Below are 19,399 nucleotides of genomic sequence, written 5' to 3'. Positions count from 1 at the left end.
CTAATCCTCCAGCTTACTGACGTCGCGCACCGCGCCCTTATCGGCACTGGTGGCGAGCATGGCATAGGCTTTCAGCGCCAGCGACACGCTGCGCTCACGATTAACCGGCTTCCAGGCCTGCTTGCCACGGGCCTGCATGGCCTGACGACGAGTCTCGAGCTCTTCATCGCTCACCGCCAGTGTGATTGACCTTGCAGGAATATCGATCTCGATACGATCGCCGGTTTCCACTAGGGCTATGGTGCCGCCGGCCGCCGCCTCAGGCGACACATGGCCGATAGAGAGTCCAGAGGTACCACCGGAGAAACGTCCGTCGGTGATAAGCGCACACGAGGTACCCAGGCCCTTAGATTTAAGATAACTAGTGGGATAAAGCATCTCCTGCATACCCGGACCGCCTTTAGGGCCCTCGTAGCGAATCACCACCACATCACCGGCAACCACCTCGCCGCCTAAGATGCCGGCCACGGCATCGTCCTGGCTCTCATACACGCGGGCATGGCCCACGAAAGTATGGTTAGCCTCATCGACCCCGGCGGTCTTGACGATACAGCCGTCGGCAGCGATGTTGCCCGACAGTACCGCCAGGCCACCTTCCTGGCTGAAGGCAAACTCACGGGTGCGGATACAGCCCTCCTGGCGATCCACATCCAGGCTCGGCCAGCGACAGCTCTGGCTGAAGGCCTTAGTGGTGGGGATGCCCGCAGGGCCGGCGGCATAAAACTGCTGAACCGCCTCATCTTGGGTCTGGACTAGGTCATACTGGGCCAGCACCGCCTTGAGACTCTCGCCGGCCACATGGCTGACATCCGTATGCAGCAGGCCTGCTCTGTCCAGCTCACCTAAGATGCCCATCACCCCACCGGCGCGGTGCACATCTTCCATATGATATTTAGGGGTCGACGGCGCCACCTTACATAGGTGCGGCACCTGGCGGGACAGGCGGTCTATATCGGCCATGCTGAAATCAACCTTGGCCTCCTGGGCCGCGGCCAGAAGGTGCAATACGGTATTGGATGAACCGCCCATGGCGATATCCAGTGCCATGGCGTTCTCAAACGCCTTGAAGCTGGCGATATTGCGTGGCAGCACCGACTCGTCATCATCGCGGTAAAAACGGTTAGCCAGCGCCATCACCCGGCGACCGGCCTCTAAGAAAAGTTCGCGGCGATCACTGTGGGTCGCAAGTAGTGAACCATTGCCCGGCAGCGACAAGCCTAAGGCCTCGGTCAGGCAGTTCATCGAGTTGGCGGTAAACATGCCCGAGCAGGAGCCACAGGTGGGGCAGGCGCTACGCTCTATCTTCTCGCTGTCTTCGTCCGAGACGCGATCGTCGGCCGCGGCCACCATGGCATCCACCAGATCCAGTTTTATCAGCTTGTCCGACAGCTTGGTCTTACCCGCCTCCATGGGGCCGCCGGAGACAAACACCACGGGGATGTTGAGTCTGAGCGCCGCCATCAGCATGCCTGGGGTGATCTTGTCACAGTTGGAGATACACACCAGGGCGTCGGCGCAGTGGGCGTTGACCATATACTCGACGCTGTCGGCGATCAGCTCACGCGATGGCAGAGAGTAGAGCATGCCGCCGTGGCCCATGGCAATGCCGTCATCCACGGCGATAGTATTGAATTCTTTGGCGATACCGCCCGCCTCTTCGATGGCACCAGCCACCAGCGAGCCCATATCCTTAAGATGCACGTGCCCCGGCACAAACTGGGTAAAGGAGTTGGCAATGGCGACAATCGGCTTACCAAAATCGCTGTCTTTTACCCCGGTCGCCCGCCAGAGGGCGCGGGCCCCGGCCATGTTGCGCCCTTGAGTACTGGTAGCTGAACGTAGTTTTGCCATGACACTTTCCTTCTGTTGCGTTGGCGGCCGAGCCACCTGAGCTAAATTGGAGCCTCGACGGCAGATCCACCGCCGAGGTTTTAATCTTATCTTAATTGCTGTGATTTGCGCCTTAAAGCGACTCTAACCAGCCCCACTTATCCTGGGTCTCACCATTAAACAGGCCGAAGAAGCTCGCCTGCAAGGCCTGGGTCACTGGGCCGCGGCCACCGGCGCCCACCTCGATGCGATCGACGCTGCGCACCGGCACTATCTCGGCGGCGGTTCCCGTCATAAAGATCTCATCCGCCAAATAGAGAAACTCACGCGACATAGGCTCTTCGACCACCTCATACCCCAGGTCTCTCGCCAGGGTAATGATGGAGTCGCGGGTGATCCCCAGCAAGATGGCGGCCGTGGCTGGCGGGGTATAGAGCTTGTTCTTCTTCACTACAAACAGGTTGGCACCGGCGCCTTCGCTCACCAGGCCGTTGACGTCCAGGGCGATCCCCTCATCGAAGCCGTTACGCTTGGCCTCGGTGGAGATCTGTAAGGAAGATAGATAGTTACCACCCGCCTTGGCGCCGGTAGGTATAGTGTTCGGCGCTAGACGGTTCCAGGAGGTCACGGCCACATCGACGCCGCGCTCCATGCTGCCCTCACCCAGATAGGCGCCCCAAGGGAAGGCGGCTACCATGAGATCGCACTTCGCATCCTTAGGCGGGGTGATCCCCATGCCCACGTCGCCAAAAAACACCAGGGGACGAATGTAGGCGGCGTCGAGTTTGTTGCGCTTTACTATGTCGCGGCAGGCCTGCATGGTCTCATCGAAACTATAAGGAACTGGCATGCGATAGATCTTGGCCGAGTCATACAGGCGCTGCACATGGTCGGTTAGGCGAAATCCTGCCGGTCCCTGTGGCGTGTCGTAGACGCGGATCCCCTCGAACACCGAGGTGCCGTAATGCAAGGCGTGCGACATCACGTGTACCTTGGCATCCCCCCAAGGCATGATCTCTCCATTAAACCAAATCAACTCTGCTGTTTTTGCGGCCATCTTCTCTCACCTGTCTGTTTCGCGTCTTAGGCGCTTGCGTGTTGGGGGTATCTTGTCGCGGCGGGCTTGGCCGAAAGGACCTCGCACTCGGTGACATCGATCAATTTATTCAGCTGATGGCTCAGAAGCTCGAGCGCGCGCTCGCTCTCCACCACCATGCCGAGCCGGGTGGTACCATTGTCACCCAGGTGCATATCCATCTCTGTGACCTTAAATCCACGGTGACGTGTGACTCGCAGGACACGTTCTACCACCTCGGGTTGCTGGGCTAAGGTTAAGGCTAGGTTATAGATCATGTCTGCTTCTCCATCTCATCCATCATGTCGCGGTTACTGGCGCCGGGCGGCACCAAAGGCCAAACGTTGTGGGCCTCGTCGATTCTTACGTGCAGTAAGAAGGGCCCCTTTGCATTGAGCATCTCATCGAGCGCCGACTCCACCTCACCCGCCTGGGTGATGGTGCGACCCGGGATGTCGAAGGCCGAGGCCATGGTGACAAAGTCCGGGTTGTCGGAAAGGTCTGTCTCGCTGAAACGCTCTTCGAAAAATAGCTGTTGCCACTGCTTCACCATCCCCAGTTTCTGGTTATCGATCAGCAAGATCTTAAGCGGGATTTGACGTCGCTTGATGGTGGTCAGCTCCTGCACATTCATCATGAAAGAACCATCGCCTGAGACGGCCACCACACAGGCATCGGGTCTTGCGACCTTGGCGCCGATCGCTGCCGGCAAACCAAACCCCATGGTGCCCAGGCCTGCGCTGGAGAGGTGATCTTCCGGGCGTCTGAACCACATATGCTGAGCGACCCACATCTGATGCTGGCCGACGTCGCAGGCCACCACGCTATCTTCGGGCAACTTAGCCGCCAGGCTGTTAAGTAGCTTGGGCGCGAAGATCAGCTCGCCGGGTCTGTCATAGCTCCAGGCATGCTGGGCTTTCAATGTGGCAACCTCGGCAAGCCAGGGGGCTATCTCCAGCGGCTGTGCCAACGCAGGCAAGATCTCACGCAGATCCCCGGCGATGGCCACATCCGGGCGTCTAAGCTTACCCAGCTCGGCAATATCGATATCCAGGTGCACCACCTTGGCATGCTCGGCGAAGCTGGCCAGACGACCGGTGACCCTGTCGTCGAAACGGGCGCCGACCACCAGCAGCAGATCGCACTCCTGCACCGCCAGGTTGGCCGCCTTACCGCCGTGCATGCCCAGCATTCCCAGATAACCTGTGTGGTCATGGGCTATGCTGCCGAGCCCCTTAAGGGTTGCGACCGAGGGCATGCCGCTCTGATTGATGAAGTCGCGCAGCTGCTCGACCGCGCCTGCCATGCCGACACCGCCGCCCACGTAGAGCATGGGACGCTGGGCCTGGGCGATCAGATTCTTAGCAGACTCGAGCAGACTAGGGTCGACTTGAGGTTCGGGCTGTATCGCCTGGAGCGGCGCCTTGTAGTCCAGCAGGGCGATCTGGATATCTTTGGGTATGTCCACCAGCACAGGGCCGGGGCGGCCGGAGGCGGCGATTTCGAAGGCGCGGTACAGGGTAGGCACCAGCTCCTCGACATCAGTCACCATGAAGCTGTGTTTGGTGCAGGAGAGCGACATGCCCAGCACGTCGATCTCCTGAAAGGCATCTGTGCCGATCACCGCGGTAGAGACCTGACCCGTGATGGCCACCAGAGGCACAGAATCGAGCAGGGCATCGGCCAAGGCAGTCACCAGGTTGGTCGCCCCAGGGCCCGAGGTGGCGAAGCAGACCCCCGTCTTGCCGCTGGCTCTTGCATAACCCACGGCGGCGAAGGCGGCGCCTTGTTCATGACGACTGAGCAGATGTTCAACCGGCGCACCGACCAGGGCATCGTAGATGGGCATGATAGCGCCACCTGGATAACCAAATACCGTGGTCACGCCGTGCGCGGCCAATGCCTTGATGACGGCGTCTGCGCCTCTGATCTTCTGCCCTTGTTCCATCTGCCCTATCCTGCGTAATTAAGTGTTTTTCTGGGTTAAGCAAGTCATGAGTGCTAAAAACAAAAAACCCCCGGTCCTTTCGGAGCGGGGGTTCTTGTTGCAATCTTGACCTGATTAGGTGTGTCGACGCGCCATGCGATGCCCCCGCTGTGATTTAATAATCACTACGGTAATAATCTCAATAATGAGGAGGGCAGCTTGGTTAAACATGGTGTCTTTCTGTTTCCTAATCTTTGTTTGCTTAAATTCTGTATCTCGGTCGACTCGATTTAGCCGACCTTTTAATCAATACCACAAAGCCAACGAATAACACAACCAAAACCTGCGACTATCTGTAAAAAGCCCTTTCACAGGCGTCTCGGGCAGCGCTAGCAAGCCAATCAAGACCAGATATTTCCCTACTCATGTGACTCTTGGGTTTGACTCTTGGGCCGGCCCAAATTCGACAATTCGAAACTGAGAAAACACGGCCCAACCACTACAAATCCGTGGATTAATGTATTGATAATTAAGCTTCTTCTACGATGCGCTTCATCTCGGTCATGTAACCACGAAGCTCGGCGCCTATGTACTCAACCGCGGTGTGGCGGATAGCATCGTTCACCTCGATCAGACGCAGGTTGTCGACGCCGTTGCCACTGTCTTTCAGGCCGCCGCCCAGGTACTCGGGAGACATCTGATTCACATAATCACGCAGCAATGGCACGGCGGCGTGGTTAAACAGGTAGCAGCCATATTCGGCGGTATCTGAGATCACCACGTTCATCTCGTAAAGACGCTTACGGGCGATGGTGTTGGCGATCAGTGGTGTCTCATGCAGCGACTCATAGTAGGCCGACTCTTCGACGATACCGGCAGATACCATGGTATCGAAGGCCAGTTCCACACCCGCCTTGATCATGGCGACCAGGAAGATCCCCTTATCGAAGTAGGTCTGCTCGTCGATCGCCTCATCGCATGCTGGGGCATTCTCGAAGCCAGTTTCGTTGGTCTCGGCGCGCCATTTCAGCAAGTTGGCATCGTCGTTGGCCCAGTCTTCCATCATGGTCTTAGAGAACTCACCGCTGATGATGTCATCCATATGCTTCTCAAACAGTGGCTGCAGAATCGCTTTGAGCTCCTCGGCCATCTCGAATGCCTTGATCTTGGCAGGGTTAGAAAGGCGATCCATCATGTGAGTGATACCACCATGCTTGAGCGCTTCGGTCGTGGTCTCCCAACCTTGCTGGATAAGCTTGGCGGCGTAGCCAGGCTCGACACCATCGGCCACCATCTTCTCATAACCCAGGATGGCACCGGTTTGCAGCATGCCACACAAGATGGTCTGTTCGCCCATTAAGTCTGACTTCACCTCGGCGATGAAAGAGGAGTGCAGCACGCCGGCGCGATCGCCACCGGTAGCGCTGGCATAGGCCTTGGCCACTTCCAGGCCATCGCCCTTAGGATCGTTTTCAGGGTGCACGGCGATCAAGGTAGGCACACCGAAACCACGCTTGTACTCTTCGCGCACCTCGGTACCCGGGCACTTAGGTGCCACCATGATAACTGTGATGTCTGGACGCACCTGCATTCCCTCTTCCACTATGTTGAAGCCGTGAGAATAAGAGAGTACCGCGCCCTGCTTCATCAGTGGCATCACAGCATTAACCGCATCCGTGTGTTGCTTGTCTGGGGTCAGGTTAAGCACCAGATCCGCATCAGGGATCAGCTCTTCGAAGGTGCCAACACGGAAACCGTTGCCGGTGGCTTTCTGGTAGGAAGGACGCTGCTCGGCAATCGCCTGTTCACGCAGGGCGAAAGAGATATTCAGGCCCGAATCGCGCATATTGAGGCCCTGGTTAAGGCCTTGGGCGCCACAGCCCAAGATGACGATATTCCAGCCCTTGATATAGTCACAGCCTTGACTAAATTCGCTGCGGTCCATAAAACGACACTGGCCAAGTTGCTCTAATTGTTGGCGTAAATTCAGAGAGTTAAAGTAATTAGCCATCAGATTCCCTACCTTTAAACGAAACCGTTGAAAATGGGCTCAACCGCCTTGGCCAAGCTGTGAATGAGATCAACTATAGCCCATGTCTTTTATTGCTTAAAATGATATATTCGAAACGTCACGTTGCACTTTTTGCAATACAACAAGGGCCGATTTCACTCTCGAATCAAGCTGAAAAGTTAAGGCGCCACCATGGATATTCGTACCATCAAACTCTATCTGCACCTGAGCAACAGTCTGCACTTTGCCCGCACCGCCCAGCAGATGCATGTCAGCCCCTCTACCCTGAGCCGCGCCATGCAGCGCCTGGAGGAAGAGGTAGGTGCCAAGCTGTTCGAGCGCGACAATCGCAGTGTGACCCTCACCAATGCCGGGGTGGAGTATCGCCACTTTGCCGAGCAGACTCTGGATAACTGGAGCAAGCTGAAACACAGGCTGGATCCCAAACAGGATCTACTGCGCGGCCGCCTCAACATCTACTGTTCGGTCACCGCCGCCTATAGTCATCTGCCGGCGCTGCTGGATCGCTTTCGTAACGAACATCCCCTGGTGGAGATCGCCCTCACCACGGGAGATGCCGCCAATGCGGTAGAGATGGTGCGCCAGAACCGCGCCGACATCAGCATCGCCGCCAAGCCCGAGTCCCTGCCGGAATCCTTGCATTTCATCAAGATAGATAATGTGCCCCTGGTGATCATCGCCCCCACCTTCAAGTGTGCCGTGCAGGAGCTGCTGACCGAGCCCTATATTCCCTGGGATCGCCTGCCCTTCATCCTGCCGGAGCATGGCCCGGGACGACTAAGAATCGAGAATTGGTTCAAGCAGTTAGGGCTAAGTGCCAATGTCTATGCCCAGGTCTCGGGGCAGGAGGCTATCGCCTCCATGGTGGCTCTGGGCTGTGGGGTGAGCATCACCCCAGAGGTGGTGATTCAAAACAGCCCGGTGAAAGACAGGATCCAGCAGCTTAGCTCGCCGGTCGCCATTCCCCCCTTCGAGCTGGGCTGTTGCAGCAAGAAAAGCCGTGAAGATGAGCCGGTGATCGCCGCCTTTGTCAAAGAACTCAATGCGGTCAACTAGCAAAAAACTTGCTTAAAGCAGGCCTCTGCTATACTGATTTCATCGAAGAATTTTCAAGAGGTTAGCTATGGTGTCATGGGGACGCTTGGTCACTGGCTTATGCTGTGGCTTCGCCTTGTTATTCTCAGCCCTTCCCGCCCTGGCCACGGCCTCTGTCACCATATGCGTCGAAAACACCGAGTTTCCTCCCTTTAACTATTTCGACCGTAACCAGAGCGTGGAGACCCGCAGCATAGGCTACGACATCGACATACTCAACCTTGCCTTCGGTCAGAGCGTGCTGAGCCATAAAGTGATTGCCCTGCCCTGGAATCGTTGCCTGAAAGAGGTCAAACAGGGCACGGTCGATGCGGCCATGAGCGCGTCGCTCAACAGCGAGCGCCGTCGCGACTATCTGATCTCCGCCCCCTACTATTATCTGACCCCCAGCTACTACTATCTCAAGTCAGACTTTCCCAAGGGGGTAGAGGTGCAGCGCCTCGAAGAGCTCAACGACTACGGCAGCGTGTGCGGCATCAAAAACTTCAACTATGAAAACTTCGGCCTCAAGCCCGACTTTCATCTGTTTCAGATCCGCAGCCTGGCTCACCTGCCTGAGATGCTCACCAAGAAACGCTGCCAGTTCTTCCTCGCCCGCAAGGAGACACTCAGCGGCACCTTGGCCATCAACAAGATGGAAGACTTCTACACCCGGCTTGCAGGTATCACAGCCCCCAACGCCAAGCCAGAACCCTTCTATATGCTGATTTCGAAGAACTCACCGCACAAAGAGACCATTAAGCAGCTGTTCGATGCCAAGGTCGACAGCCTCAACAAACAGGGCAAGTTACGCCCCCTGCTCGAGCATCACCTGCAGCTACTGAGTCAAACCTATTGAGTCAAACCTATTGAGTCACGCCTACAGTGCCAAACCAATAGCACTAAATTTATTGCCTCGGCGATGAGATAAACCGGGCGGCCACCTACCTTGTAGCCAACTTAGCCTATACTTAATACCGACATCTCAGCCACAAGACTTTCAAGCAGTTGGCGAACCCGACGTGACCTTTACTCCAAAACTAAATCGACACGTCCATGCCAAGGAATGACACACTCAACGCCAATGCGCCGAAAGGGGGAGACATGACCGCCTTTGCCATTTTTATCGTATTGATCGGTTTGATGGGACTGCTCGCATCACTCATTCCTACCTATCAGATCTGCCAGCTGAAACCGCCACAGACCCAAGGCTGGCACCTGCTGCTATTTATGATTGGCATGTTTATTTTCGGCTACCTGGGATTTCTGTGGATGCTGCTCAATCGGGAAACCGGCCCGCTGGAAACCGTGGTGTCTCTGGTGTTTTCCGCCGGCGGCGCCTTCGTCTGGTTGGTGGTCAAGATGAGCATGAAGACCATAGTCAAGCTGCAAGACACGCTAGAAGATAAACACTACCAGGCCTATCACGATTCGTTGACCGATCTACCCAACCGCCACATGCTGTATGAGACCATGGAGCGGCTGATCAAGGACAATGGTTCTCCCTTCGGCTTCATCATGATGGATCTCAACGACTTCAAGATGATCAATGACAACCTGGGCCATGATGCCGGTGACAAGGTGCTGGAGATCATCGCCTACCGTATTGAGCGCATCATGCCGCCCCAGGCGCTACCGGTGCGATTGGGCGGCGATGAGTTTGCCGTGCTCTTGCCCAAGAGCGAGCTTGGCCAAGCGCAGCGTCTGGCTAAGCAGATCCAAAAGGCGGTGATAGAGGATATCCACTGCGAGGGCCATCTGCTAGCCGTCGGCATCAGCATAGGCATCGCTCTCTACCCCCAAGATGGCGACGACAGGAAGACCCTGATGAAGCATGCCGACATCGCCATGTATCGCAGTAAACAGAATAACAGTGACTATGAGACCTTCTCACAGGTGACCGACATGCCTGCGCCTCTGGGGCAGTTCAGCCCCTGAGACTGTCTGGCCCTGTCACACGGCTTATTACTGCTCGACTGCCGCCACTAGGGGCGGCGTCGCCTCGGCGGGGATGCGCGTTACCAACAGCTGGTCCACCTTATAGGCATCGATATCCACCACCTCAAACTTGTAGCCACCAAAATTCACAAAATCGGTGCGCTTGGGGATCTTACGCAGCATGAACATCATGAAGCCGGCGATGGTCTCGTAGTTTTGACTCTGGGGGAAAGCCTCGATACCGAAGGCGCGCATCACATCGGTAATGGGTGTCACACCATCCACCAGCCAGGAATCTTTATCCCGGGCAATGATCTGCTCTTCGCTCTCGTGGAGTGACCAGGCACCCATCACAGCGCTCTGCAGATCGTTGGTGGTCACTATGCCGACCACCAGGGCATATTCGTTCATCACTACGGCAAAATCGGCCCTGTGATTCTTAAAATATTCCATCGACTCCGACAGGCTCAGGCTGTCAGGGATGATCAGACAGTTGTGTACCAGGGTGCTGTCCTTGAGGGTGATGCTCTGGCCATTGATCACCCGAATCAACAGCTCCTTGGCATCGACGACCCCCTTGATGGTATCCAGCTGGCCGTCACACACCAAAAACTTGGTATGGGGATCCTCGGCTATCTTGCGTTTGATCACCTCCTCATCGTCCTGCAGCAGGAAGTAGACCAGGCTTTCGCGCGCCGTCATGGCCGCCGTGACAGGAACCGTCTGCATCTCGAACACGTTTTCGATCATCTGCTGCTCATCCTTGTCCAGCACGCCCGCCTCGGCGCCAGCATCCATCACAGCATAGATGTCGTCAGAGGTCACCTGGTCGTTACGGGCCGTGGGGATCTGCAGCAGACGAAAGATGGCATTGGCCAGACCGTTGAACACCCAAACCAGGGGCGTCAACAGGCGGATACAGAAGGTCATGGGCCCCACCAGCACCAGCGCCACCCGCTCGGGCATCGCCATGGCCGCTCGCTTAGGCATCAGGTCGGCGATCAGGATAAACAGGCTGGTCACTATGATGAATGACAACACAAAGCTGAGCTGGCTGAGCCAGGGATCGGCCACCCAGGACTCTAGCCCCGCCCTGATATAAGGGGTAAAGGCCGACTCACCGACGATACCGCCCATGATTGCCACCGCGTTTAGCCCTATCTGCACCACGGTAAAGAAGCTGCCGGGATGGGCCTGCAGCTGCAACACCCTTTCCGCGCGAGGATCTCCCTCGTCGGCCAGCTGACGCAGACGGATCTTACGTGCCGCCGCCAGGGCGATCTCCGACATGGAAAAGAAACAACTGGTGCCGATTAACAGCAAAATAATCAACATGTTATCTAGTAGACTCATTTTAAACCTATCCTAAAGCTCAGACAGGCCGGCAACGGCCAAGCGCTCCCCAGGGATGGGGACTAAGAGACATTAACCCTAAATGATGTATGCAGTGTGAAGACGCCGACCATTATAGTGACTTACGCCTTCATAAGACGTGATTGAGATACCACCTCAAGATGCCGAATTGGCGGGAACAGTGCCGCAATAAGAGACGGCTGAGAATATGGAGCACCTTTTATCAGAAATTGGCCAATAGGCAACTAAATTTTGTACAAAACGCCTAAAAAACGTATTCCTGCTACACTTTCTTTCAGGTTTAATAACAAAAACAAAAGGATTTGTTTATGGCCATCGCCTGCGTCACCACGCGCGCCAGCCTGGGCGTGGCAGCTCCCGAAGTCACGGTCGAAGTACACCTCAGCAATGGCCTGCCCGCCTTTAGCCTGGTGGGACTCCCGGAGACCTCAGTCAAGGAAGCCAAGGAGCGGGTGCGCAGCGCCCTGATCAATGCCGGGTTTGAATTTCCTCAACGCAGAATAACCGTCAATCTTGCTCCCGCCGATCTGCCCAAACAGGGGGGCCGTTACGATCTCCCCATCGCCATCGGCATACTGGCCGCCTCCAAGCAGGTGCCCGATACCCATTTGGCGGATCATGAGTTCATCGGCGAGTTGGCCCTCTCCGGGCAGATAAGGCCCTGCAGCGGCAGCTTGCCGGTGATCATAGATGCCCGCAAGCAGGACAAGACCTTGGTCCTTCCCCTGGAGAATCGAGGCGATGCCGAGCTGGTCGGTTATCGAAAGTGCTTCTTCGCCGCCCACCTGCAAGGCTTAGCCCAGTACCTGCACGGTCAGACTTCGCTGCCCGGCCTGACCCAAGATCTGCAGTGGCTGGATACTCAGGCTGACACCGACCACAAGTGCCTCAGCGATGTGATCGGCCAGTACCAGGCCAAACGCGCCCTGGAGATCGCCGCCGCCGGCAATCATAACCTGTTGTTTCTCGGTCCTCCAGGAACGGGCAAGACGATGCTGGCCAGCCGGATGATGCAGCTGCTGCCACCACTGGACTATGACGAGGCGTTAGAGGTTGCCGCCATTCACTCGGTGGCGGGGCTTAACATTCCCATGCAGGCCTTTTATCGGCGCCCCTTTCGCAGCCCTCACCACACAAGCTCGGCCATCTCACTGGTGGGCGGTGGCAGCCATCCCAAGCCGGGCGAGATCTCCCTGGCCCATCGCGGTGTGCTCTTCCTCGACGAGGTGGCCGAGTTTCCCCGCAAGGTACTCGACTGCCTGCGAGAGCCGATGGAGACAGGCGAGGTAGTGATCTCCCGCGCTGCCGCCAAGCTCACCTTCGCCAGCCGCTTTCAGCTGATCGCCGCCATGAACCCCAGCCCCTGCGGCGACAGCGCCAACGCCAGGGCCACCCCGGATCAGATCCAGCGCTATCTCGCCAGACTCTCGGGCCCCTTCATCGATCGCTTCGATCTCACCATAGAGGTGCCCCGCCTGCCCCAAGGCACACTCACCAGCAGCAAGCAGGGGGAAACCAGCCGGGATGTTGCCCAGCGGGTGCATAAGGCCAGGGAGCGCCAGCTGAGCCGCGCCGGAGTACTTAACGCCGAGCTGAGCGGTAAACAGCTCACGCAAACCGCGGGCTTCAGCCAGCAGGATCTCGAGTTTCTCGAGCAGAGCGTCAACCAGCTCGGGCTCTCGGTGCGCAGCTATCACAGGCTGCAGAGGGTCGCCCGTACCATAGCGGATCTTGAGCAGAGCACAGACGTCGCTCGCCACCATATCGCCCAAGCGCTTGGCTATCGCGCCATGGATCGTCTGCTCAATAGCCTGAAAACGCCTTACTGAGACCAATTATACCCTTAGTTAAAACAGGGTTATCTCGGCAAGATGAACAGGATAAGATTGAGCTAATGGGCTCAGGCGAGTAACATAGGTCTCCGAATTTTTTATGGGGGCTTTAATGGGCGCGGCGCTATCACTAATAAGAGGCAGCTTGGCATTTAGCTGTTATGTCATCAACACCCTTTTTTGGGTAATACCTATCTTATTGGTAAGTATAATAAAACTTATCCCGATCACGCCGCTACGTACCCTGTGTAGCTACCTGTTGGATCACTGCGCCACCGCCTGGATCAGCGTTAACACCTTAATCGAACGTCTGTTCCATCGGGTAGATGTTCAGGTTGAAGGCGACAGCGAGCTCTCCCCCAAGGAGTGGTACATGGTGATCGCCAACCACCAATCCTGGGTCGATATCTTGGTCCTGCAGCGTATCTTCAACCATAAGATCCCCTTCCTGAAGTTCTTCCTGAAGCAGGAGCTGCTCTACGTGCCTGTGCTAGGCCTCGCCTGGTGGGCGCTGGACTTCCCCTTCATGCGCCGCTACAGCAGCGCCCAGCTACGCAAGAATCCAAAGCTCAGGGGCAAAGATATCGAGATCACCCGTAAGGCCTGCGCCAAGTTTAAGACTAAGCCGGTCAGCGTGATGAACTTTGTCGAGGGCACCCGCTTTAGACCCGAGAAACACAAGAAGCAAAATTCAGAGTTTAACCATCTGCTCAAGCCTAAGGCGGGCGGCATGGCCTTCGCCCTGTCGGCGATGGGCGATCAGATCCACAAGCTAGTCGATGTCACCATCTACTATCCGAACAAGACCCCAAGCTTCTGGGACTTCATCTCGGGGCAGGTCAAACAGATCCGGGTACACATCAAGGTCAGCGATATCGCTCCCGAGATGCGCGGCGACTACCTAAACGATCGTGCCTACAAGATCAGTTTCCAGGAACAGCTCAATCGCATCTGGCAAGAGAAGGATGCCATGTTAACCCAAATGGCTGAGCAATAACCGCAGAAAAGGTGTTTTAGAAAGATGCTAAATTTTTTACCCGGCCCGCTATTATTCGTGCTCAGCCTGACGCTGTTGATCATCAACACTGTCATTTGGAGCAGCATCATCTGCATCGGCGGTTTGATTAAGCTGCTGTTGCCGATTGCACCTCTGAGAACCGGCCTTTCGCACCTGATGAATCGCTGCATGTGGAGCTGGGCCTGCATCAACGGTGGCATACTGTTCTTGATCGCCAAGATAGAGTGGGACATCGAAGGCCTGGAAGGGCTGAAGAAAGATGGCTGGTATCTGTTGATCAGCAACCACCTCAGCGGGTTCGACATCGCGGCGCTGACCTATGTGCTGCGCAACAACATCCCCATGCTCAAGTTCTTCCTGAAGAAAGAGCTGCTCTATGTGCCTTTCCTCGGCCTCGGCTGCTGGGCACTGGATATGCCTTTCATGAATCGCACCAGCGCCAAGCAACTGCGGAAGAACCCTAAGCTCAAGGGCAAGGACTTAGAGACCACCCGCCGCTCCTGCGAGAAGTTTAAGACTGTCCCTACCTCTATCATCAACTATGTGGAAGGTAGTCGCTTCACCCCGGAGAAGAAAGCACGTCAGCGCTCTCCATACCGCTACTTGCTGCGCCCCAAGGCGGGCGGTATCGCCTTTACCATCTCGGCCATGGGCGAACAGTTTACCAGCCTGCTTAACGTCACCCTGGTTTACCCCGACTCGGCTGACAACACACTATCTGAAGTGATGCACGGCAAGGTGAAACGTATCGTGGTGCGCATCGAGTCTATGCCGGTGCCTGAGGTGGACGATCAGCAATATTTCAACGACGCCGAGTGTCGTGCCCAGTTCCAGCGTTGGCTCAACGGCGTCTGGCAGCAGAAAGATGAGCAAATTCACCAGATCTTGACCCGCTACAACTCAGATCAGCTGGTTAGCGAAGAGACCCGTTCGCTGGCCGAGAGCCGCTAGCCTTAGCCCCATTCGCCGCCCTCCCAGGCGGCGAACGCCTCAATTTGTCAACAAAATCACCTAACCAAACCCACCAAGAATCAGTAACTCACAGAAATAACGGTTAAAAACTTGCGTTAGACTTAAGTTTTAGCCATAGATTGTTGACAATCTATGCTTGCCGCACTAATTTCATGACTCATCCAATCCCTTAATGAGCAAGCCAATGGCGTTAGATGCCTTATCCACATTAGACACAGAGACGCCCGCACTCACCCTGGCGGATAAGGCCTTACAGGCGATCCAGACCAGTATCATCAAGGGAGAGCTGGCCCCCGGCAGCAAGATCAACGAGCAGATGCTTGCCCAACGCTACGGCATCAGCCGCGGCCCCACCCGGGAAGCCCTGCTAACCCTGGAGCGTCGCCGCCTCGTCGTCAGAATTCCCCATGTCGGCGCCCGCGTCGCGCAGCTGTCGATAGATGAACTCAACGACCTCTACCGCCTGCGCAGCGTGTTGGAAGGCATGGCCTGCGAGCTGGCCGCGAAACACATTACGCCGACGGCACTGATGCAGCTGCAACGCCTGATGGATAGTCAGGAAGCGGCACTGGCCAAGGGCGACACCTATTTTCAGCAAGATGGCGATGTGGATTTCCACTACCGCATCATACGCGCCAGCGGCAGTTGCCACTTGCAGGAAACGTTAATCGGCAACCTCTACCACCTGCTGCGCATGTATCGTTATCAATGCACCAGCGAGAGCCGGCCGACCAGGGCGATCGCCGAACACAGACGCATTGTCGAAGCCATTGCCGCTGGCGACGGCGAATTGGCCAGCCTCTTGATGCGCCGTCATATCGAACAGGGGCGAATCAACACAGAGAAACGACTTAAGGCGCTACAGGCAGAGTAGCACTAACCGGGTTCATGCCAGCGAACACGCGTTGGCATCGACTTGAAAAGGCCTTGCCCCTCCCTTCCGGCAAGGCCTTTTCTCTTTAAAATCAGGTGTCACTCACTCTTCACGCCAAATTATTGTAAATGTCATAAAATTGACTACAAATTTTAACTAAATGTTAATATACTTGCCTGCCTGAATGGCCAAACTAAATGCATAGATATGCATTAGCAGAGAGTAGTCGCTGTGAATCCAGTTCATTTTATCGCTAGACAAAAACCGTCATCGCTTTTCCGCTTACTTGCGCTATTAACCTTCCCCCTATTTGTCTCAGCCTGTCAGAGCAATCTCATCGCTCAGCCAGAGAGAGACTATCTAGAGGTCACTCCGGCGCAGCTAAGCAAGTATTGGGTTATCCAAAACAACACCCTGAATTGGCAGGGATTGATCGAACAAAAACAGAAACTCAATATCAGCTTTGGCATCAATCCTTCGGGGCAGTTAGTGGATCTCGAACTCGACGATCTATCTATCTCGCCCGAGCAAAGAGAGGCACTGCTAGCCAGATTTAGCGAGCAAAGATTTAACGCCACGGTCGACAATAAGACGGCCCAGCCGGTGCGGGTCTCCGCCACCGTAATGTTTAATTAAAAAAGGCGCCTGGTAGGCGCCTTTTTCATATCAGATTCAAGGGTTAGGGCGCGACGCGCTCAACCTTTTGCATCCAGCCTTCTGGGCCCTGACGCTTACCCTTCTGGATATCCGTCAGCACCTGATAGATGCGGCGGGTATGCTCGCCCACCTGACCATCGCCGACCGTCAATACTCTATGGTCTTCGAAGATATAGGAGCCCACGGGCGACACCACGGCGGCGGTACCAAAGCCACCAGCCTCGACGATCTCGCCAGACTCGATATCGGCAATAAACTGGTCCAGCATGACCGTCTCTTGGCGCACCTCACAGCCGAGCGCTTCCCCCAGCTCCATGATGGATTGCGAGGTAATCGACTTCAAAATGGTATCGGTAAATTTAGGTATGATGATGGTGCCATCTTTACGCACGTGGAAGTGGTTCATTGCACCCACCTCTTCGATCTGCTTGTTGTTGGCATCGAGATACAATACCTGGGCCGCACCATATTCCGCCGCAGCCTTACCCGCTCTGAGCGAGGCAGCATAGTTACCCGCCGCCTTTGAAGCACCCGTGCCACCCGATACCGCGCGGTGGAAACGCTCGGTGATCAGCAGACGAATCGCCTTATCGAAGCCATCGGCATAATAGGCGCCACTCGGGCTCAACATGACACAGAAGGTGTATTGCTGGCTCGGGCTCACCGAGAGTCTGTCTTCGGTGGCAAACACGAAGGGACGAATATAGAGACAGGCCCCATCCTGCATCGGAAACCACAGCCTGTCGACGTCGATCAGGGCATTGATACCCGCCAGCTGCATCGCCTCGGGAACAGGAGGAATACAGACCACCTCACCACTCAGGTTGAGACGCTCGGCATTCTTGTTTAAACGGAAGGTATAGATTTCACCATCGTCATGCATGAAGGCCTTAGCGCCCTCGAAGATGGATTGCCCATAGTGCAGTGCCATGGCTCCGGGCGCCATCTCGAATGGTCCGTAGGGGACTACCCTTGGATCCCGCCACTCCCCATCGCGGTAATCCATCAAAAACATATGGTCAGTTCTAAGATTGCCAAAGCCAACATTGGTCTCGGGCTTAAACTGCTGTGTTCGGCGTTCAGACGCAGGTTTTAAATTATAATTTATTTGCATTGCATACCACCTTGAATACTGATCTAGCAGACTATGGACGCCCTGCTTTAAAGTCAAGCCATAAGCGGTCTGGCACGAAATTCTTCATCCTGGTCAGAGTACAGATTTTAAGACAGCAAAAGGCAAGTCGAGCAGACAAGTCACCGGGTGCCCGAGTCGCTTTCGAGAAGCCCTAGGGCTCGATATCCTTAAAACTCTCTTTCTCGCCAATCTTAGCAAAGCTAAAGGTATTGGGGGCGATATAGCGCTCGAGCTGAATATCCAGCATCAGGGTCTGGTCGGCGCCAAACAGCTGGGTTAACTGCTCGGGCTCGCAGCGAAACTCGGCGCTCTTGTAATGGCAAAAACCCTCTGCAGGCCTTGGGATCAGCTTAAGCCCCAGCTTGCCAGCGCGTATCCTGGAAAGCTTGTTGGCATCCAGGTAGAAGGTGATCACGTTACCGTTGACGCTGTTGCGCTGCTTATCCAGCACCATGGCGTGGGGTAACTTGGAGGCGTGATACTCATCGCCCGCCAGCAGATAGCAGTCAAAATCGGTCACCCTATGGCCCAGATTATCGAACACCCTCACCACCAGCATGCAGTAGCGTGGCGGCTTCCGGCTCGCCTCGGATGCCACAGCCATCTGCTCCCTGAGTTGACGGTAGTTCTCACGGTCAGCGACCGCCAGGCAGTCCAGGATGTCGGCAACCACGGGCTTGTTGGCGGCATTTCGCTGGGTCACAGAGTTCATTATGCCCATCTTGCGATTGCTATGACTCGCCTTAGGCACAATCCCTAAGACACAAGGCTCAACGGCCTGGGTGAGCTCCGTTAGCGCCAGAGTCTCAGCGCACTCGCCGTCGAAGCTATTGCACAGAAGCCCTGCTTGCTGCGCCAGCTTAGCATAGACAAAGTTCATGTTGGCGGCGCACACCCGCACCACACCGTCGGAGCCAGCCTCGCCGGTGTAACTGTTCATATAATCGTAAAGCGCACCGTCTATGGTCTCTCCGGTGAGCACGAAGGGATAGACGCCGGCGCCTAACCAATCCTTTTGCTGCCACCTCAGGTTGAGTTCGTGCTGTCCGTCGCTGCCCAGCTCCAACCAGTCCAGCACCCGCTGACCTGGCTCGACACCATCGAACCAGGCTTTGAGCCGGCTCACCCTGGATTTACCCAGCTGTGCCAATGCCGAGCCATGATTGGCAGGCGCCAGCATGATCAGATGCTGCAGCGGCGCCGATTCAGTCTCTTTGTAATAGCGACACAACCAGTGGCGCATCAGGGGGCCACCAGTGGAGTGCGTTATCACAGAGAAGGGCTCATCCCCCAGTTCGGCGCGGCGGGCGGCCTCGAAGGCGATGCTGAGATCTTCAAGCGTCACCGCATCGTTGAAACTGATATAGCGCCCTAAATAGATGTGCTGAATATCCAGGGCCAAGGCCTCGGGGGCCAGCTTAAGCAGCGCCTGGGGCAACTCGCCATAGGTCTGGGTACTGGTGACACTCCATCCATGTACAAACACCAATTTCATGGTTTCACTCCTTTATCAAACGGCGCACTCACAGGAGTAGTCCGCTCATTTCGTCACACAAGCAATCCACCTATCGGTAATACAAATAGAAACTAACTTGCAGATCTCATTCAGTTTTGGTTCAGCAAGGCTAACTTACTATGCCCTCAACGAAAACAACACCACC

The 19,399-nt window shown here is 55.9% G+C and carries 16 protein-coding genes; 8 read left to right on the top strand and 8 right to left on the bottom strand.

Annotated elements, in window-relative coordinates:
• The 5 genes from ilvD to ilvC form a co-directional block, all read right to left on the bottom strand.
• Entirely contained in the window at positions 1 to 1,851 is a 1,851-nt protein-coding gene (gene ilvD, locus K0I63_RS01480; protein ID WP_220082293.1) for a dihydroxy-acid dehydratase, read from the bottom strand.
• Between the two features lie 112 nt (positions 1,852 to 1,963).
• Complete coding sequence (locus tag K0I63_RS01475; RefSeq protein ID WP_220082292.1) at positions 1,964 to 2,887, bottom strand: branched-chain amino acid transaminase; 924 nt, start codon at positions 2,885 to 2,887, stop codon at positions 1,964 to 1,966.
• A 26-nt stretch (positions 2,888 to 2,913) separates the two neighbouring features.
• Positions 2,914 to 3,183 carry an acetolactate synthase 2 small subunit gene (gene ilvM / locus K0I63_RS01470; RefSeq protein WP_144203851.1) on the bottom strand — a complete coding sequence of 90 codons (270 nt, stop codon included), beginning with the start codon at positions 3,181 to 3,183 and terminating at the stop codon, positions 2,914 to 2,916.
• Positions 3,180 to 4,853: an acetolactate synthase 2 catalytic subunit gene (ilvG, locus tag K0I63_RS01465; RefSeq protein ID WP_220082291.1), complete on the bottom strand. Its 1,674-nt coding sequence runs from the start codon at positions 4,851 to 4,853 to the stop codon at positions 3,180 to 3,182. Before ilvG ends, ilvM begins: the two co-directional genes overlap by 4 nt.
• Positions 4,854 to 5,361: 508 nt before the next feature.
• Complete coding sequence (gene ilvC, locus K0I63_RS01460) at positions 5,362 to 6,843, bottom strand: ketol-acid reductoisomerase (RefSeq protein ID WP_220082290.1); 1,482 nt, start codon at positions 6,841 to 6,843, stop codon at positions 5,362 to 5,364.
• A 192-nt stretch (positions 6,844 to 7,035) separates the two neighbouring features.
• Between ilvC and ilvY the strand changes: the two genes are divergently transcribed.
• The 3 genes from ilvY to K0I63_RS01445 all read left to right on the top strand — a co-directional run bounded on the left by ilvY (position 7,036) and on the right by K0I63_RS01445 (position 9,876).
• Positions 7,036 to 7,920 (top strand): HTH-type transcriptional activator IlvY, encoded by an 885-nt coding sequence (gene ilvY, locus K0I63_RS01455; RefSeq protein WP_011864093.1) that lies wholly within the window; start codon positions 7,036 to 7,038, stop codon positions 7,918 to 7,920.
• Between the two features lie 115 nt (positions 7,921 to 8,035).
• On the top strand, positions 8,036 to 8,797 hold the full coding sequence (locus K0I63_RS01450) for a substrate-binding periplasmic protein (protein ID WP_258406918.1): 762 nt from the start codon (positions 8,036 to 8,038) through the stop codon (positions 8,795 to 8,797).
• A 197-nt stretch (positions 8,798 to 8,994) separates the two neighbouring features.
• On the top strand, positions 8,995 to 9,876 hold the full coding sequence (locus K0I63_RS01445) for a diguanylate cyclase domain-containing protein (RefSeq protein ID WP_220043956.1): 882 nt from the start codon (positions 8,995 to 8,997) through the stop codon (positions 9,874 to 9,876).
• Between the two features lie 27 nt (positions 9,877 to 9,903).
• Here K0I63_RS01445 and paeA read toward each other — a convergent pair whose 3' ends face one another.
• Complete coding sequence (gene paeA / locus K0I63_RS01440; protein ID WP_011864090.1) at positions 9,904 to 11,229, bottom strand: polyamine export protein PaeA; 1,326 nt, start codon at positions 11,227 to 11,229, stop codon at positions 9,904 to 9,906.
• Between the two features lie 329 nt (positions 11,230 to 11,558).
• Between paeA and K0I63_RS01435 the strand changes: the two genes are divergently transcribed.
• The 5 genes from K0I63_RS01435 to K0I63_RS01415 all read left to right on the top strand — a co-directional run bounded on the left by K0I63_RS01435 (position 11,559) and on the right by K0I63_RS01415 (position 16,582).
• A complete protein-coding gene (locus K0I63_RS01435; protein WP_220082288.1) occupies positions 11,559 to 13,079 on the top strand; it encodes a YifB family Mg chelatase-like AAA ATPase in 1,521 nt (506 codons plus the stop codon).
• Positions 13,080 to 13,194: 115 nt separating this feature from the next.
• On the top strand, positions 13,195 to 14,079 hold the full coding sequence (gene yihG, locus K0I63_RS01430) for a 1-acylglycerol-3-phosphate O-acyltransferase, YihG family (protein ID WP_220082287.1): 885 nt from the start codon (positions 13,195 to 13,197) through the stop codon (positions 14,077 to 14,079).
• 24 nt (positions 14,080 to 14,103) lie between these two features.
• Positions 14,104 to 15,051 (top strand): 1-acylglycerol-3-phosphate O-acyltransferase, YihG family, encoded by a 948-nt coding sequence (gene yihG, locus K0I63_RS01425; RefSeq protein ID WP_220082286.1) that lies wholly within the window; start codon positions 14,104 to 14,106, stop codon positions 15,049 to 15,051.
• Between the two features lie 205 nt (positions 15,052 to 15,256).
• On the top strand, positions 15,257 to 15,946 hold the full coding sequence (locus tag K0I63_RS01420; protein WP_434086783.1) for a GntR family transcriptional regulator: 690 nt from the start codon (positions 15,257 to 15,259) through the stop codon (positions 15,944 to 15,946).
• A 231-nt stretch (positions 15,947 to 16,177) separates the two neighbouring features.
• The gene (locus tag K0I63_RS01415; protein ID WP_220082284.1) at positions 16,178 to 16,582 is read left to right on the top strand and encodes a hypothetical protein; all 405 of its coding nucleotides are present in this window, start codon (positions 16,178 to 16,180) and stop codon (positions 16,580 to 16,582) included.
• A 43-nt stretch (positions 16,583 to 16,625) separates the two neighbouring features.
• On the opposite strand, the gene K0I63_RS01410 is transcribed toward K0I63_RS01415, so the two are convergent.
• Positions 16,626 to 17,717 (bottom strand): branched-chain amino acid aminotransferase, encoded by a 1,092-nt coding sequence (locus tag K0I63_RS01410; RefSeq protein WP_220082283.1) that lies wholly within the window; start codon positions 17,715 to 17,717, stop codon positions 16,626 to 16,628.
• Positions 17,718 to 17,889: 172 nt separating this feature from the next.
• Positions 17,890 to 19,233 carry an esterase/lipase family protein gene (locus tag K0I63_RS01405; protein ID WP_220082282.1) on the bottom strand — a complete coding sequence of 448 codons (1,344 nt, stop codon included), beginning with the start codon at positions 19,231 to 19,233 and terminating at the stop codon, positions 17,890 to 17,892.
• Positions 19,234 to 19,399 lie beyond the last annotated feature (166 nt).

This window comes from Shewanella rhizosphaerae, from assembly GCF_019457655.1.
GTDB lineage: Bacteria > Pseudomonadota > Gammaproteobacteria > Enterobacterales > Shewanellaceae > Shewanella > Shewanella loihica.
Note: the sequence above shows the minus strand (reverse complement) of the source record. Positions and strands in the feature narration are given on the sequence as shown.

Excerpts from the sequence above, each read along its gene's own strand:
- K0I63_RS01405 (WP_220082282.1), bottom strand. The coding sequence starts at position 19,233 with ATGAAATTGGTGTTTGTACATGGATGGAGTGTCACCAGTACCCAGACC.
- ilvM (WP_144203851.1), bottom strand. The coding sequence starts at position 3,183 with ATGATCTATAACCTAGCCTTAACCTTAGCCCAGCAACCCGAGGTGGTA.
- K0I63_RS01410 (WP_220082283.1), bottom strand. The coding sequence starts at position 17,717 with ATGCAAATAAATTATAATTTAAAACCTGCGTCTGAACGCCGAACACAG.
- yihG (WP_220082286.1), top strand. The coding sequence starts at position 14,104 with ATGCTAAATTTTTTACCCGGCCCGCTATTATTCGTGCTCAGCCTGACG.
- K0I63_RS01475 (WP_220082292.1), bottom strand. The coding sequence starts at position 2,887 with ATGGCCGCAAAAACAGCAGAGTTGATTTGGTTTAATGGAGAGATCATG.
- K0I63_RS01420 (WP_434086783.1), top strand. The coding sequence starts at position 15,257 with ATGGCGTTAGATGCCTTATCCACATTAGACACAGAGACGCCCGCACTC.
- ilvC (WP_220082290.1), bottom strand. The coding sequence starts at position 6,843 with ATGGCTAATTACTTTAACTCTCTGAATTTACGCCAACAATTAGAGCAA.
- K0I63_RS01435 (WP_220082288.1), top strand. The coding sequence starts at position 11,559 with ATGGCCATCGCCTGCGTCACCACGCGCGCCAGCCTGGGCGTGGCAGCT.
- K0I63_RS01445 (WP_220043956.1), top strand. The coding sequence starts at position 8,995 with ATGCCAAGGAATGACACACTCAACGCCAATGCGCCGAAAGGGGGAGAC.
- yihG (WP_220082287.1), top strand. The coding sequence starts at position 13,195 with ATGGGCGCGGCGCTATCACTAATAAGAGGCAGCTTGGCATTTAGCTGT.
- ilvY (WP_011864093.1), top strand. The coding sequence starts at position 7,036 with ATGGATATTCGTACCATCAAACTCTATCTGCACCTGAGCAACAGTCTG.
- paeA (WP_011864090.1), bottom strand. The coding sequence starts at position 11,229 with ATGAGTCTACTAGATAACATGTTGATTATTTTGCTGTTAATCGGCACC.
- ilvG (WP_220082291.1), bottom strand. The coding sequence starts at position 4,853 with ATGGAACAAGGGCAGAAGATCAGAGGCGCAGACGCCGTCATCAAGGCA.
- ilvD (WP_220082293.1), bottom strand. The coding sequence starts at position 1,851 with ATGGCAAAACTACGTTCAGCTACCAGTACTCAAGGGCGCAACATGGCC.